The 13,010-nt window shown below is 68.5% G+C and carries 12 protein-coding genes; 5 read left to right on the top strand and 7 right to left on the bottom strand.

The genetic code is table 11. The features are described from left to right. Nucleotides 1-138: 138 nt before the first annotated feature. A complete protein-coding gene (locus IAE56_RS18320; RefSeq protein ID WP_200753512.1) occupies nucleotides 139-1,245 on the top strand; it encodes a glycerophosphodiester phosphodiesterase in 1,107 nt (368 codons plus the stop codon). An 80-nt stretch (nucleotides 1,246-1,325) separates the two neighbouring features. Here IAE56_RS18320 and IAE56_RS18315 read toward each other — a convergent pair whose 3' ends face one another. Beyond that, the gene (locus IAE56_RS18315; RefSeq protein WP_108770555.1) at nucleotides 1,326-2,096 is read right to left on the bottom strand and encodes a rhomboid family intramembrane serine protease; all 771 of its coding nucleotides are present in this window, start codon (nucleotides 2,094-2,096) and stop codon (nucleotides 1,326-1,328) included. A 107-nt stretch (nucleotides 2,097-2,203) separates the two neighbouring features. Beyond that, nucleotides 2,204-3,166 (bottom strand): TerC family protein, encoded by a 963-nt coding sequence (locus IAE56_RS18310; protein ID WP_108770554.1) that lies wholly within the window; start codon nucleotides 3,164-3,166, stop codon nucleotides 2,204-2,206. A gap of 304 nt (nucleotides 3,167-3,470) precedes the next feature. Here IAE56_RS18310 and IAE56_RS18305 point away from each other — a divergent pair, with 304 nt between their 5' ends. After that, nucleotides 3,471-4,640: a class I SAM-dependent rRNA methyltransferase gene (locus IAE56_RS18305; protein ID WP_108770553.1), complete on the top strand. Its 1,170-nt coding sequence runs from the start codon at nucleotides 3,471-3,473 to the stop codon at nucleotides 4,638-4,640. Nucleotides 4,641-4,778: 138 nt separating this feature from the next. Continuing rightward, the gene (locus IAE56_RS18300) at nucleotides 4,779-6,020 is read left to right on the top strand and encodes a dipeptidase (RefSeq protein ID WP_200753511.1); all 1,242 of its coding nucleotides are present in this window, start codon (nucleotides 4,779-4,781) and stop codon (nucleotides 6,018-6,020) included. A gap of 91 nt (nucleotides 6,021-6,111) precedes the next feature. On the opposite strand, the gene IAE56_RS18295 is transcribed toward IAE56_RS18300, so the two are convergent. Then, nucleotides 6,112-7,539: an amino acid permease gene (locus IAE56_RS18295; protein ID WP_164073020.1), complete on the bottom strand. Its 1,428-nt coding sequence runs from the start codon at nucleotides 7,537-7,539 to the stop codon at nucleotides 6,112-6,114. A 144-nt stretch (nucleotides 7,540-7,683) separates the two neighbouring features. Then, a complete protein-coding gene (locus IAE56_RS18290; protein ID WP_200753510.1) occupies nucleotides 7,684-8,679 on the bottom strand; it encodes an aldo/keto reductase in 996 nt (331 codons plus the stop codon). Nucleotides 8,680-8,800: 121 nt separating this feature from the next. Between IAE56_RS18290 and IAE56_RS18285 the strand changes: the two genes are divergently transcribed. After that, nucleotides 8,801-9,703 carry a LysR family transcriptional regulator gene (locus IAE56_RS18285; RefSeq protein WP_200753509.1) on the top strand — a complete coding sequence of 301 codons (903 nt, stop codon included), beginning with the start codon at nucleotides 8,801-8,803 and terminating at the stop codon, nucleotides 9,701-9,703. Between the two features lie 59 nt (nucleotides 9,704-9,762). Here the strand turns inward: IAE56_RS18285 and IAE56_RS18280 are convergent, their stop codons facing one another. The 3 genes from IAE56_RS18280 to IAE56_RS18270 are packed head-to-tail and all read right to left on the bottom strand — an operon-like array spanning nucleotide 9,763 to nucleotide 11,827. After that, nucleotides 9,763-10,212: a hypothetical protein gene (locus IAE56_RS18280; RefSeq protein ID WP_200753508.1), complete on the bottom strand. Its 450-nt coding sequence runs from the start codon at nucleotides 10,210-10,212 to the stop codon at nucleotides 9,763-9,765. Continuing rightward, nucleotides 10,209-10,838, bottom strand: a complete 630-nt coding sequence (gene leuE, locus IAE56_RS18275; RefSeq protein WP_108770547.1) for a leucine efflux protein LeuE — start codon at nucleotides 10,836-10,838, stop codon at nucleotides 10,209-10,211. Before leuE ends, IAE56_RS18280 begins: the two co-directional genes overlap by 4 nt. Before the next feature lie 8 nt (nucleotides 10,839-10,846). Then, entirely contained in the window at nucleotides 10,847-11,827 is a 981-nt protein-coding gene (locus tag IAE56_RS18270; RefSeq protein ID WP_200753507.1) for a LysR family transcriptional regulator, read from the bottom strand. Between the two features lie 92 nt (nucleotides 11,828-11,919). Here IAE56_RS18270 and IAE56_RS18265 point away from each other — a divergent pair, with 92 nt between their 5' ends. Continuing rightward, nucleotides 11,920-12,927: a zinc-binding alcohol dehydrogenase family protein gene (locus IAE56_RS18265; RefSeq protein ID WP_200753506.1), complete on the top strand. Its 1,008-nt coding sequence runs from the start codon at nucleotides 11,920-11,922 to the stop codon at nucleotides 12,925-12,927. Nucleotides 12,928-13,010 lie beyond the last annotated feature (83 nt).

Raw genomic sequence — 13,010 nt, 5'->3', positions numbered from 1 at the left:
AACCCCCAACGGGGGGTGGCAATCGGGCCCGGGGGGGGGGGGCGGCCCCCCGGGGGGGTACCCCACCCCATGCTTCCCCCGGCTGTCATATTCCCGCCGCATACTGACCCCCATCACATACCGCTTGGGGAAGTCGCAGTGAAGTCGTGGGGTTGTGCGTTGCTGTTGTCGCTGGCCGTGGCACCATCGGTGGCCATGAGTGCTGAAACTTCCACCCCGGCGACCGCAAAGGTCCCGGTCTACGGTCACCGCGGCGCAAGCGCGCTGCTGCCCGAGCACACGCTGGCGGCCTACGCGCAGGCCATCTCCGATGGCGCCGACTACATCGAACCCGACCTGGTGATGACCAAGGACGGCGTGCTGGTGGCCCGCCACGAGAACGAGATCGGTGGCACCACCGACGTCGCCGAGCACAAGGAATTCGCCAAGCGGAAGACCACCAAGGTCATCGACGGCGAGAAGGTCGAGGGCTGGTTTACCGAAGACTTCACCCTGGCCGAGCTGAAGACCCTCTACACCCGCGAGCGCCTGCCGGAACTGCGCAGCACCGCGTTCGATGGCCAGTTCCGCATCGCCACCCTGGACGAGATCCTGGCCTTCCTGGTGCAGCAGGCCGGTCGTGCCAACCGTGGCATCGGCCTGGTGCCGGAGATCAAGCACCCGACCTACTTCCAGTCCATCGGCCTGCCGATGGAAGACAAGGTGCTGGCCGCGCTGCGCGGCAACGCCTACACCACCGTCGCGCCGGTGACGATCCAGTCGTTCGAGACCGCCAACCTGCGCTACCTGCGCGGCAAGATCGGCCGTGGCAGCAACATCCGCCTGCTGCAGCTGCTGTGGAAGGGCGATACCCGCCCGGCCGATGTCGCCAAGGCCGGTGGCACGCTCAGCTATGCGCAGATGATGACCCCGGCCGGGCTGAAGGACATCGCCAGCTACGCCGATGGCATCGGCCCGGAGCTGCGCTCGATCATCCCGCTGGACGCCAACGGTGCGCTGGGCACGCCGACCGCGCTGGTGCGCGATGCGCATGCGGCCGGCCTGATGGTGATCCCGTACACCTTCCGCCCGGAAAACCACTTCCAGGCCAGCAACCTGCGCAAGGGCGCCGACAGCGCGCGCAACCCGGAAGGCTCGATCGCCGAGATGCGCGCCTACCTGGCCACCGGCATCGATGCGTTCTTCACCGATGACCCGGCGCTGGGCCGGCAGGCGGTGGATGGCATGGGCACCGCGGGCAATTGAGAATCCGGTAGTGCCGGCCGCTGGCCGGCATCCGGTTTGGGGTCAGAGCCCCTTCGGGGATCCGACCCCGACGTGTTGTTTCAACCGCGCGGGTCTTCCGGCCGGCGGAACGGGATCACCACGTAATCCTGCCCCTCGCGCGGCTGCCACAGCACCGGCACGCGGCGCGGCGAGGGCGGCTCGAGCTCGTCGTCGGCCAGTGCCTCGACCTCGTGTTCCTCGTCCTCCCAGCTGTAATGCGGGCGCGGCGTCATCGGGTCGGCGTTGCGGAACAGCAGCGCGGCGATGATGCCGGCGAAGGCACCGCCCATGTGCGACTGCCAGGACACGCCGTCGGCATGCGGCAGGATGGTCATCAGCATGCCGCCGTAGAACAGCATGCCGATCAGGCCGGTGGCGATCGCCGCGCGGTCACGGCGCAGCAGGCCCAGGCTGGCCAGCAGGAACATCAGGCCGTGGGTCACGCCGCTGGCCCCCAGGTGCACGCTGCCGGGATTGCCCAGCATCCACGCGCCGATGCCCGAACCCAGCCACAGCAGGGGCAGGGCACGCACGGTGGCCTTCGGGTACACGCTGCCGGCCAGGGTGCCGAGGATCAGGATCGCAAAGCCATTGGCGGCGATGTGTTCGACCGAGGCATGCAGCATCGGCCCGCCGATCAGCCCCAGCAGGCCCTTGGCCTCCAGCGGCGCGACCGCCCACGGCCGCCAGTCGAAGCTGCCCTGCAGGGCGAACACGGCCAGCAGCAACAGCACGGCGGCCAGGCTGACATTGAACGCCCGCAGGATGCGCATGCGGTCGTTGCGGGGGGCCGGCACGTCACCGGCGGGCAGGGGCGTGTTGTTGTCCATACCTCAGCAATGGCGGTGGCTGGCGCGAAACCAAGGCCACCGCTGCGGGAGAGTGGGGGCGGCCGACGGGACAATCCCGCCGGCCGCGCGCTGCAGACCGGTCAGGCTCAGGCCTGGCCGGCGTCTTCCTTCGGCGGGTACTTCAGGCTGAGCACCACGGTGGCGGCAATGATCGCGGCGACCACGCCCAGCGACACCGGGGTCGGGATCTTGAACAGGTCGATGATCATCATCTTGATGCCGATGAAGCCCAGCACCAGCGCCAGGCCATACGGCAGCAGGTGGAAGCGGTCGGCCATGCCGGCCAGCAGGAAGAACATCGCACGCAGGCCGAGCACCGCGAACACGTTGGAGGTGAGCACGATGAACGGGTCGGTGGTGATGGCGAAGATCGCCGGGATGCTGTCCACCGCGAAGATCACGTCGGTCACCGCGATCAGGATCAGCACCGCGAACAGCGGGGTGAACCAGCGCTTGCCGTCCTGCATCACGCTCATCGCGTTGCCGGCGTAGTCCGGCAGCAGGCGCAGGTGCTTGCGCATCCAGCGCAGGGCCGGGTTGGTTTCCAGGTCCGGCTCCTGGCCGGCGGCGAACCACATCTTCCAGCCGGTGAAGAGCAGGAAGGCACCGAACACGTAGAGCAGCCAATGGAACTGGCTGATCAGCACGCTACCGGCGAAGATCATGATCGTACGCAGCACGATCGCACCCAGGATGCCGATGATCAGCACCTTCTGGCGCTGCTCCTCCGGTACCGCGAAGTAGCTCATGATCATCAGGAAGACAAAGATGTTGTCCACCGCCAGGGCCTTCTCGACCAGGTAGCCGGTCAGGAATTCCAGGCCGACCTTGTTGGCCACCACCTGGCCGGCGGTCTCGCTGAGGTAGTACCAGAGGCCCGCGTTGAACAGCAGGGCCAGCACGACCCAGCCGATGGACCACCACAGGGCTTCCTTGAAGGTGACCTTGTGCGGTCCGCCGTGTCGCATCAACACCAGGTCGACGAGCAGGGCGATGATGACCACCGCCACGAAGCCGCCCCACATCCACACATTACCGATCGTCTGCATTGGGAATATCCGTTGGAAAGATGAATGCCAGGCCGGACGGCGAGGATCTGCAACGGAGGATCGGGAGGGGGATCCAGGGACAGAGCTTCGCCAGTACGGCGAAGGTCTCGCTCGCAACCCCACACGGGTGGGATTGCCGTTGCACCGGAGCCTGCGGGCTCGAATTGACGGCGACAACGTCTGGGAGCTACTCCCCTTCTGGGGCCGATTCTGCGGCCTGGCCGGGCCGCCGTCAAATGGGCGGCGGGCGGGGGGCAGAGCCCCTGCGGGGATCTGACCCCGGCGGCCGGTTTACAATAGGCCGATGAATACCCCCCTTCCCGTTGTCCGCCTCAAGAACGCGTGGCGTTCCAGCCACCCGTGGATCTTCCAGAAACTGGTCGAGAAGCCGACCGTCCGGCCCAAGCCCGGTTCCATCGTCGACGTCGTCGGCATCGATGGCGAGTTCATCGGCCGTGGCTTCTACAACGGGCACTCGCGCATCGCCGTGCGCATCCTCGAAACCGACCCGAACGTGCCGGTCGATGCCGGCTGGTTCTCGCGCAAGATCGCCCAGGCGGTCGAGCTGCGCCGCGGCGTGCTGAAGCTGGACGCGGTGTCCGACGCCTGGCGCGTGGTGCACAGCGAAGGCGACGGCCTCTCCGGCCTGGTGGTGGACCGCTACAACGATCTGGTGGTGGTCGAGTTCTTCGCCGCCGGCATGTTCCGCCACCGCGAGTGGATCTACGACGCCCTGCGCGAACAGTTCCCGGGCTGCCGCTTCCACAGCTTCGCCGACGAACACGTGCAGAAGCAGGAAAGCTTCGACTTCCACGGCAACACCACCACCGAAGCGTCGGTGATCACCGAGTACGGCATCAAGTTCCGCGCCGACCCGGCCGGTGCGCACAAGACCGGCTTCTTCGCCGACCAGCGCGAGAACCGTGAGTGGCTGAGCCAGCAGGTGGAAGGCAAGACCGTGCTCGACCTGTGCTGCAACACCGGCGGTTTCGCCGTGTACGCGGCCGCGCGTGGTGCTTCGGAAGTAGTCGGCATCGACATCGATGAAGACGTCATCCAGATCGCCAAGGGCAATTCGCGCCTGAACAACGTGCGCCCGAAGTTCGTCCAGTCCGACATCTTCCCGTGGCTGCGCGATGCCGCCAACCGCGGCGAGCAGTACGACGTGGTGATCCTGGACCCGGCGAAGATGACCCGCGACCGCGACCAGGTCATCACCGCGCTGAAGAAGTACCTGGACATGAACAAGCTGGCGCTGGGCGTGGTCAAGCCGGGCGGCCTGTTCGCCACGTTCTCCTGCACCGGCCTGGTGGCCGAGGACCAGTTCCTCGACATGCTGCGCCGCGCGGCCTACTTCTCTGGCCGCACGATCCAGATCCTGAAGGTGGCCGGCGCCGGTCCGGACCATCCGTTCATGGCCCACGTGCAGGAATCGCGCTACCTGAAGGCCGTGTTCTGCCGCGTGGTTGATTGACCGCGTGACTGCCGGTCTTTGTAGAGCCGAGCCCATGCTCGGCTGATCTGCCTACAGATCCGCCGGGCATGGCCCGGCGCTACCCAATGCGCGGACACAGCGCTATGGTCGGGCTCTTCTCCTATCCGGTGAGAGCCCATGCCGTCGCTGCGTCGCCTGTCCCTGCTGCTTGCCCTGGCGCTGAGTGCGCCGCTGTCCGCCCATGCCATCGAGTTCAGCGCGCAGGAGCTGGCCCGCGCCAAGGGCCTGCAGCAGCGCCTGCTGACCCTGGACAGCCACCTCGACACGCCGGCCAACTTCGGCCGCGCCGGCTTCGACATCGAACAGCGGCACGACCACAACGCGCTTTCGCAGGTGGATTACCCACGCATGGTCGAGGGCGCGCTGGACGGTGGCTTCTGGGCGATCTACACCGACCAGGGCGACCGCAGCGCCGCCGCCCACCTGGCCGAGCGCGACCATGGCCTGCAGCGGCTGCTGGAGATCCGGCAGATGCTGGCGGCCAACCCCGAGCGCTTCGAACTGGCGCTGACCGCCGATGATGCCGCGCGGATCAAGGCTGCCGGCAAGCGCGTGGTCTACATCAGCATGGAAAACGCCAGCCCGCTGGTGGAAGACCCCAGCCTGCTTTCGTTCTACCACCGCGCCGGCCTGCGCCTGCTGAGCACGGTGCACTTCGCCAACAACGAGTTCGCCGATTCGGCCACCGACCCCAAGGGCGCGGAGTGGAAGGGCCTGAGCCCGGCCGGCAAGGACCTGGTGCGCGCCGCGGTGAAGCTGGGCATCGTCATCGACCAGTCGCACGCGTCCGATGCGGTGTTCGATGACCTGCTGGCGATGATGCCGGTGCCGTTCGTGCTCTCGCACAGCTCGGCCAAGGCGGTCTACAACCACCCGCGCAACCTCGACGATGCGCGCCTGCGCCAGCTGGCCAAGGCCGGTGGCGTGATCCAGGTGAATGCCTATGGCGGCTACCTGATCGACACCGCCAAGACGCCCGAACGCAAGCAGGCGGAGGAAGCGCTGAGCAAGCAGCTGGGTGGCTGGGAAGGCATGACCATCGCCCAGGGCGTTGCCCTGCAGCAGGCCGAGCAGGCGCTGGACCACGAACACCCGATGCGCCACGCCAGCCTGGACGACTTCTTCGCCCACTTCGAGCACATCCTCAAGGTGGTCGGCCCTGAGCACGTGGGCATCGGCCTGGACTGGGATGGCGGCGGTGGCCTGAGCGACCTGCCCGATGTCAGCCAGCTGCCGAAGATCACCGCGTGGCTGCTGCGCAAGGGCTACAGCGAACAGCAGATTGCCGGCATCTGGGGCGGCAACCTGCTGCGGGTGATGCGCCAGGCGCAGGATTACGCGGCAAAGCAGGGCGGCTGACCGCCCTGCGGAAATGCCGACCAGCGGCCGGCACTACCCGTGATGCCAAAGCGGTAGTGCCGGCCGCTGGCCGGCATACCCGGTGATGCGTTTATTTCGCGATCAACGCATTGCGGCGGCTGTACAGGAAGTACAGCACCAAGCCGACCACGTTCCACACCAGGAAGTACAGCTGGGTGGTGTGCGGCAGGCTGATGAACAGGTAGATGCAGCCCAGCGCGGCCAGCGGACCGACCACGAAGGCCAGCGGCGTGCGGAAGGTACGTGCACGGTCCGGTTCGCGCAGGCGCAGCACCACCAGGCAGATGCCCACCGCGGTGAACGCGGCCAGGGTACCGGCGTTGGCCAGTGCCGCGATTTCGTCCAGGCGCGCCACGCCGGCCAGCGCCGACACCACCACGGCGGTGAACAGCGTGGTCGCCACCGGCGTGCCGGTGCGTGCGTTGACCTTGGACAGGCCACGCGGCAGCAGGCCGTCGCGGCTCATCACGAAGAAGATGCGGCTCTGCCCGTACAGGAAGGCCAGCAGCACGGTCGGCAGGGCGATGATCGCGATCACGCCGATTACCATGGCGGCGGTCGGATGGCCGAGCTGGCGCATGATCAGGGCCAGCGGCTCGGCGCTGTGGCCAAACACCGCGTAGCTCATCGCACCCACGGCGGCCAGCGCCACCAGCACGTAGACGATGGTGCAGCCGATCATCGAACCGATGATGCCGATGGACAGGTCACGGCCCGGGTTCTTGGTTTCTTCGGCAGCAGTGGAGATCGCATCGAAGCCGTAGAAGGCGAAGAAGATGATTGCCGCCGCCGCCATCACGCCATGCTCGACGCCATCGGGGCCCATCGATTTGGCGAAGCCGTACGGCATGAACGGCTGCAGGTTGGCGCTGTCGAAGGCGGGCAGGGCCACGGCCACGAAGATCGCCAGCGCGATCAGCTTGAACACCACCAGGATGGCGTTGAGCGTGGCGCTTTCCTTGGTGCCGGCCATCAGCATCAGCGCGACCAGCCAGGTGATGACGATCGCCGGCAGGTTGATGAAGCCACCAGCGACATGCGGGCCCGCAGCGAGCGCGGCTGGCAGGGTGATGTTCCAGCCGAACTGCGTATGCGCCCATTCGAGGAAGCCGACGAAGTAGCCGGACCAACCGACCGCGACCGTACTGACCACCAGCGAGTATTCGAGGATCAGGCTCCAGCCCACCACCCAGGCGAACACTTCGCCCAGCGCGCTGTAGCTGTAGGTGTAGGCGCTGCCGGCGGCCGGCATCATCGTCGACAGCTCGGCATAGGACAGCGCCGCGCAGGCGCATACCGCACCGGCGATGGCGAAGGAGATCAGCACTGCAGGACCGGCCAGGTTGGCGCCGACGCCGATGAGCGTGTAGATGCCGGTGCCGACGATGGCACCGATGCCCAGGGCGATCAGGTGCGGCCAGCTGAGGGTCGGCACCAGGCGCCGACCGGCTTCATGGACAGTGACGGAATCTAGCGACTTGCGCCGGAGCAGGGACATGCAGGCCTCGGAAGGGGATGACTTGGAACGACAAGTCCCCGAGTGTGACCGAACGCAGCGCAGCATTACCACTGACGGGGGTCATGCCTGGCCGGGCGCGCGCTGCGCCCCGACCAGGCTGCCGGAATCGGCACAATCCGGCGGCTACGACTCGATGTTGGCCATGCCACTGACCGAATAGCGCTCGCCGGCCGCGGCATTCAGCGGGAAGGCCGCATCCAGCGCGTCCAGCGTGGCGGCGTCCAGCTGCACCTGCAGCGCACCGAGGTTCTCGTCCAGCCGTGCCTGCCGCGTGGTGCCCGGAATCGGCACGATGTGCTCGCCACGCGACAGCACCCAGGCCAGGGCCAGCTGCGAGGCGGCAATGCCGCGTTCGGCGGCCAGCGCCTGCACGGTGTCCACCAGCGCCAGGTTGCGCTGGAAGTTCGCGCCTTCGAAGCGCGGCGAGGTACGCCGGTAATCGTCGGCCTCGAAATCATCCGGGCTGCGGATGGCGCCGGTCAGGAAGCCACGGCCCAGCGGCGAATACGGCACGAAGCCGATGCCCAGTTCCGCCGTGGTGGCCAGCACCCCGTTCTGTTCCGGCTCGCGCGACCACAGCGAGTACTCGCTCTGCACGGCGGTGATCGGGTGCACCGCATGCGCCCGGCGCAGGGTGGCTGCCGAGGCCTCGGACAGGCCCAGCCAGCGCACCTTGCCCTGTTCCACCAGGCGCGCCATCGCACCCACGGTGTCCTCGATCGGCACGGTCGGGTCGACGCGGTGCTGGTAGTACAGGTCGATGTGGTCCACGCCCAGGCGGCGCAGGCTGGCCTCGCAGGCGGCCTGCACATAGTCCGGGTGGCCGTTGACCTGCCGCGCCTGCGGGTCGGAAGGGTCCAGGCCGATGCCGAACTTGCTGGCCAGGAACACCTGGTTGCGGCGGCCGGCAATCGCGCGGCCGACCAGCACTTCATTGGTGTGCGGGCCATACACATCGGCGGTGTCGAGCAGGGTCAGGCCGCGGTCCAGCGCGTGCTGGATGAGGGCAATGGCGTCCTCCTCACTGCTGCGGCCGCCGTAGTAGGCGCTCATGCCCATGCAGCCCAGGCCGAGGGCGGACACGGTAGGGCCGGCGGGGCCGAGAGTACGGGTCTTCATGCGGATCTCCTTGGGGGAAGCACCTCGCCCGGATGGGCGGCGGCGTGGGGCTTAGCTTCCTCCTGTCGATCATGTGGATAAACTGCGTGCAACCTGACTCACCTTGAAGGCTGGCTTCACAATGGATGCCTCTGCCCCGCTGACGGCCGTGGTCGCCTTCGTCCACGTGGCCGAACATGCCAGCTTCACCCGCGCTGCCGATGCGCTGGGCGTGTCGACCTCGGCGCTGTCGCAGAGCGTGCGCGCGCTGGAAGCACGGATGGGCGTGCGCCTGCTGCAGCGGACCACGCGGCGGGTGGGCCTGACCGAACACGGCGCGCGTTTCCTGCAGCGGGTGCGGGGCGGCCTCGACCAGATCGACCAGGCCTTCGCCGAACTGGACAGCGCGCGCTCGGTGCCGGCCGGGCGACTGCGGGTGACCCTGCCACGCATCGTCGCCGACCGCATGGTGCTGCCGCGGCTGCCCGATTTCCTGGCGCGCTACCCGCAGGTGCAGGTGGAACTGTGCGTCGACCCGGCCCTGACCGATCTGGTGGGCGAGGGCTTCGACGCCGGCATCCGCCTGGGCGAATCATTGGCCCAGGGGATGATCGCGGTGCCGGTCGGGCCGCCCGAGCGGCAGGTGGTGGTGGCGACGCCGGCCTACTTCGAACGCCATGGCGTGCCGCAGACCCCGCATGACCTGCAGGGCCATGCCTGCATCGTGCACCGCCTGGCCAACGGCAGGCTGATGCCCTGGGAATTCAGCCGCGAGGGCCACGAGCTGGACGTGGAAGTGAGCGGGCGGCTGGTGTTCAACGATGCCGGCGTCGCCCATCGCGCCGTGCTTGCCGGGCTGGGCATGGCCCAGGGCTTCGCTTCGCTGATGGCCGACGACATTGCTGCCGGGCGACTGCAGAGCGTGCTGCAGGACTGGCAGCCGCCGTTCCCGGGTTTCCACCTGTACTACCCGGCGCGCGAGCAGATGGCGCCCAAGCTGCGGGTGTTCATCGACCACCTGCGCGCGGAACCGCACGATAGGTAGAGTCGAGCTTGCTCGACTGCTCTTTGCATCAGTCGAGCAAGCTCGACGCTACGGGCACTTCAGTCGAGCAGGCTCGACGCTACGGTCAGCGGTTCGACACCTGGCCACTGGCAGCCGTCTTCCTGCCGGGCCTCAGGGTCTTCACTGAACTCCGTGCGCCGCCCATCGCGCGCGCGTTCGTAGCTGAACCCATAGACGCGCGCGCCCTGCGTGGTCAGGTAGTAGCGCCCGTTGCGGCGGCCCTCGATGCGTTCTTCCCACACGCTGTCGAACTGGGAGGGGCGGTCTTCGTCCAGCACCGTCGTTTCCTGCGAGACCCGCTGCACCGGCAGGCGACCGCGCTGGCCGGCGTACTGCACATCGGCGCTGCCATCGTCGAGCCAGCGCCACAGCAGGTGCAGGCTGTCGTTGCGGCCGCCGGTCAGGCAGCGATGGTCCTGCGCCGTAGCCGCCGCCGCGGTGTCGGCCAGCAGTACGGCAAACACCAGCGCTGCCAGCCGCCGGATCATCCGTTCAACCCCAGGCGGATGCCGAAGCCGACCAGGAACAGGCCGGCCACGCGGCGCAACACGGTGCTGATGCGCGGATGCTGGATGAGATGGCGACGGGCCAGGTTGCCCGCACCGATCAGCAGCGAGCAGTAGGCCACGCTGACCACGAAGATGATGCCGGCCAGCGCCGCGAAGGTCGCGATGCCGTGGTGCGCCTTCGGGTCGATGAACAGCGGCAGGAAGGCCATGTAGAACAGGATCGCCTTCGGGTTGAGCAGGCTGACCAGGATCGCCTGCTGGAAGTAGCGGCCGGGCTGCATGCGGATCGGGCCGGCATCGCCGCCCTCGGTCTTCGGCGTGCGCAGCAGGCTGATGCCCACCCACACCAGATAGGCCGCGCCGAGGTACTGCACGGCGTGGAAGACCAGCGGGTTGGCTTTCAGCAGCGCGGCCACGCCGGCCAGTGCCAGCCACATCAGGATCTGGTCACCGAGCAGCAGGCCGGCCAGCGCGGTGTAGCCGCCGCGCACGCCGCCGCGGCCGGTGGCGGTAAGCAGGGTGAAGGTGCCGGGCCCGGGCAGGGCGAGGAACACCAGCACGGCGAGCAGGAACGTCCACAGGTCCTGGATGCCCATCCACGGCATGGCATGGCTCATTGTTGTTGCGGGGGGGCGCCATTGTCGGCCACCGCCGCGGCCGGCGACAGGGGGCCGCCCTCGCCACCGGGCAGGCCGGACAGCAGCGGTTGCAGGTGATCGCGCAGCTGCGCGTGCAGTTGCCGCACCGCCGGCGAGAACTGCTTGCGGTGCGGGCACACCAGCTGCAGCGGGATGTGGCTGCCAACGCCGTCCAGCAGCACCTGCAGGCGCCCGGCCTGCACGTCCTCGCGCACGTCCAGCCAGGATTTATAGGTGATGCCTTCACCGGCCACGGCCCAGCGCCGCACCACGTCGGCATCGTCGCAGACCAGCGGGCCGCGCACCGGCACCACCACGCGCCGTCCCTCGACCTCGAACGCCCAGCGGTCGTGGGTGCGTCCGCCCAGCTGGTAGGCCAGGCAGTCGTGATCGCGCAGGTCCTCCAGCCGCGCTGGTACGCCGCGCCGCTGCAGGTAGGCGGGCGACGCCGCCAGCACGCGACGGTTGCCCTCCAGCAGCGGCAGGGCCACGTAGCTGGCATCGTCGAAGTGGCCCAGGCGGATCGCCACGTCCACCGGGTCGCGGAACACGTCGGCCACCTCGTCGGACAGGCGCAGGTGGAGCCGCAGCCGCGGGTGCGCGGCGCGGAACGAGGCCAGCCACGGCAGCAGCAGGTTGCGGCCGAAATCCGACGGTGCCGACAGCTGCAGCGTGCCGTGCAGGTCGGCGTCTTCGCCCTGCACGCGGGCCTGGCCTTCGCGCAGGGTCGCCAGCACATCCTGCGCGTAGGGCAGGTACAGCGCGCCCTCGCCGGTCAGGCGCAGGCTGCGGGTGGTGCGCACGAACAGGCGCAGGTCCAGCTCGCGTTCCAGCCGTGCCACCGCGGCGGCCACCTGGCCGGGCAGCAGGTCGGCCTCGCGTGCGGCCTGCGAGAAGCTGCCCAGTGCGGCGGTGCGGACGAACAGCTGCAGATCGTCGAAACGGATCATTTTCATTGCCGGAGTGAAAGTGCTGACCGATTCTGCGCCTTTCCGGGGGGCCGCGCGCGGCGCACGCTGTGGATTCCTTTCCCCCCTGGACCGCTGCCATGCGCGCCATTGCCTACACCCACGCCGGCCTGCCGATCGATGACCCGCAGGCCCTGATCGACATCGACCTGGACCTGCCGCAGCCGGGCCCGCGCGACCTGCGGGTGGCGGTGCGCGCCGTGGCGGTGAACCCGGTGGATACCAAGGTGCGCCGCAACGCCGCCACCGAAGGCCCGCGCGTGCTGGGCTGGGATGCGGTGGGCGTGGTCGATGCGGTGGGCAGCGAGGTGACCCTGTTCCAGCCCGGCGACGCGGTCTACTACGCCGGCGTGATCGACCGCCCGGGCAGCAATGCCGAGTACCAGCTGGTGGACGAGCGCAGCGTCGGCCGCAAGCCGGCCAGCCTCGACGATGCCGCCGCCGTGGCCCTGCCGCTGACCGCGATCACCGCCTGGGAACTGCTGTTCGACCGCCTGCGCATCGCCGAGGGCGGCGGTGAAGGGCAGACCCTGCTGGTGATCGGCGCGGCCGGCGGCGTCGGCTCGATCCTGGTGCAGCTGGCACGCACGCTGACCAAGCTGACCGTGATCGGCACCGCCTCGCGCCCGGACACCCAGGACTGGGTCTATGCGATGGGCGCACACCACGTGATCGACCACAGCCTGCCCCTGGCCGAAGGCCTGGCCCGGCTGGGCATCCCGCAGGTCGAGCACGTGGCCAGCCTGACCCACACCGACCAGCACTACGCACAGATCGTGGAAGTGCTGGCGCCGCAGGGCCAGCTGGGCCTGATCGACGACCCCGGCCAGCTGGACGTGATGGCGCTGAAGCGCAAGGCGCTGTCGCTGCACTGGGAACTGATGTTCACCCGCCCGCTGTTCAAGACCGCCGACATGCAGCGCCAGCACGATCTGCTGAACCGCGTGGCCGAGCTGATCGATGCCGGCGTGCTGCAGACCACGCTGGGCGAGCACTTCGGGCGCATCAATGCCGCCAACCTGCGACGCGCGCACGCGCTGGTGGAGAGCAATCGCGCGAAGGGCAAGATCGTGCTGGAAGGCTGGTAAGGATCCAGGCTAACGGCTGAGCCCCTCGTGGCTGGTCGTGGAATGCAAAACCCTGCGCTTGGTCGGGCGGGTGGGTTGCGCGG

Source organism: Stenotrophomonas sp. S41, assembly GCF_016624625.1.
In the GTDB taxonomy this organism is placed as follows: Bacteria; Pseudomonadota; Gammaproteobacteria; order Xanthomonadales; family Xanthomonadaceae; genus Stenotrophomonas.
The sequence above is the reverse complement of the archived record's forward strand: the minus strand, read 5'-3'. Positions and strand labels throughout refer to the sequence as shown.

What these genes read in the sequence shown, in the direction of transcription:
- IAE56_RS18315 (WP_108770555.1), bottom strand. Translation starts at nt 2,096, where the DNA reads ATGGACAACAACACGCCCCTGCCCGCCGGTGACGTGCCGGCCCCCCGC.
- IAE56_RS18280 (WP_200753508.1), bottom strand. Translation starts at nt 10,212, where the DNA reads ATGATCCGGCGGCTGGCAGCGCTGGTGTTTGCCGTACTGCTGGCCGAC.
- IAE56_RS18290 (WP_200753510.1), bottom strand. Translation starts at nt 8,679, where the DNA reads ATGAAGACCCGTACTCTCGGCCCCGCCGGCCCTACCGTGTCCGCCCTC.
- leuE (WP_108770547.1), bottom strand. Translation starts at nt 10,838, where the DNA reads ATGCCGTGGATGGGCATCCAGGACCTGTGGACGTTCCTGCTCGCCGTG.
- IAE56_RS18305 (WP_108770553.1), top strand. Translation starts at nt 3,471, where the DNA reads ATGAATACCCCCCTTCCCGTTGTCCGCCTCAAGAACGCGTGGCGTTCC.
- IAE56_RS18285 (WP_200753509.1), top strand. Translation starts at nt 8,801, where the DNA reads ATGGATGCCTCTGCCCCGCTGACGGCCGTGGTCGCCTTCGTCCACGTG.
- IAE56_RS18310 (WP_108770554.1), bottom strand. Translation starts at nt 3,166, where the DNA reads ATGCAGACGATCGGTAATGTGTGGATGTGGGGCGGCTTCGTGGCGGTG.
- IAE56_RS18295 (WP_164073020.1), bottom strand. Translation starts at nt 7,539, where the DNA reads ATGTCCCTGCTCCGGCGCAAGTCGCTAGATTCCGTCACTGTCCATGAA.
- IAE56_RS18300 (WP_200753511.1), top strand. Translation starts at nt 4,779, where the DNA reads ATGCCGTCGCTGCGTCGCCTGTCCCTGCTGCTTGCCCTGGCGCTGAGT.
- IAE56_RS18265 (WP_200753506.1), top strand. Translation starts at nt 11,920, where the DNA reads ATGCGCGCCATTGCCTACACCCACGCCGGCCTGCCGATCGATGACCCG.
- IAE56_RS18270 (WP_200753507.1), bottom strand. Translation starts at nt 11,827, where the DNA reads ATGAAAATGATCCGTTTCGACGATCTGCAGCTGTTCGTCCGCACCGCC.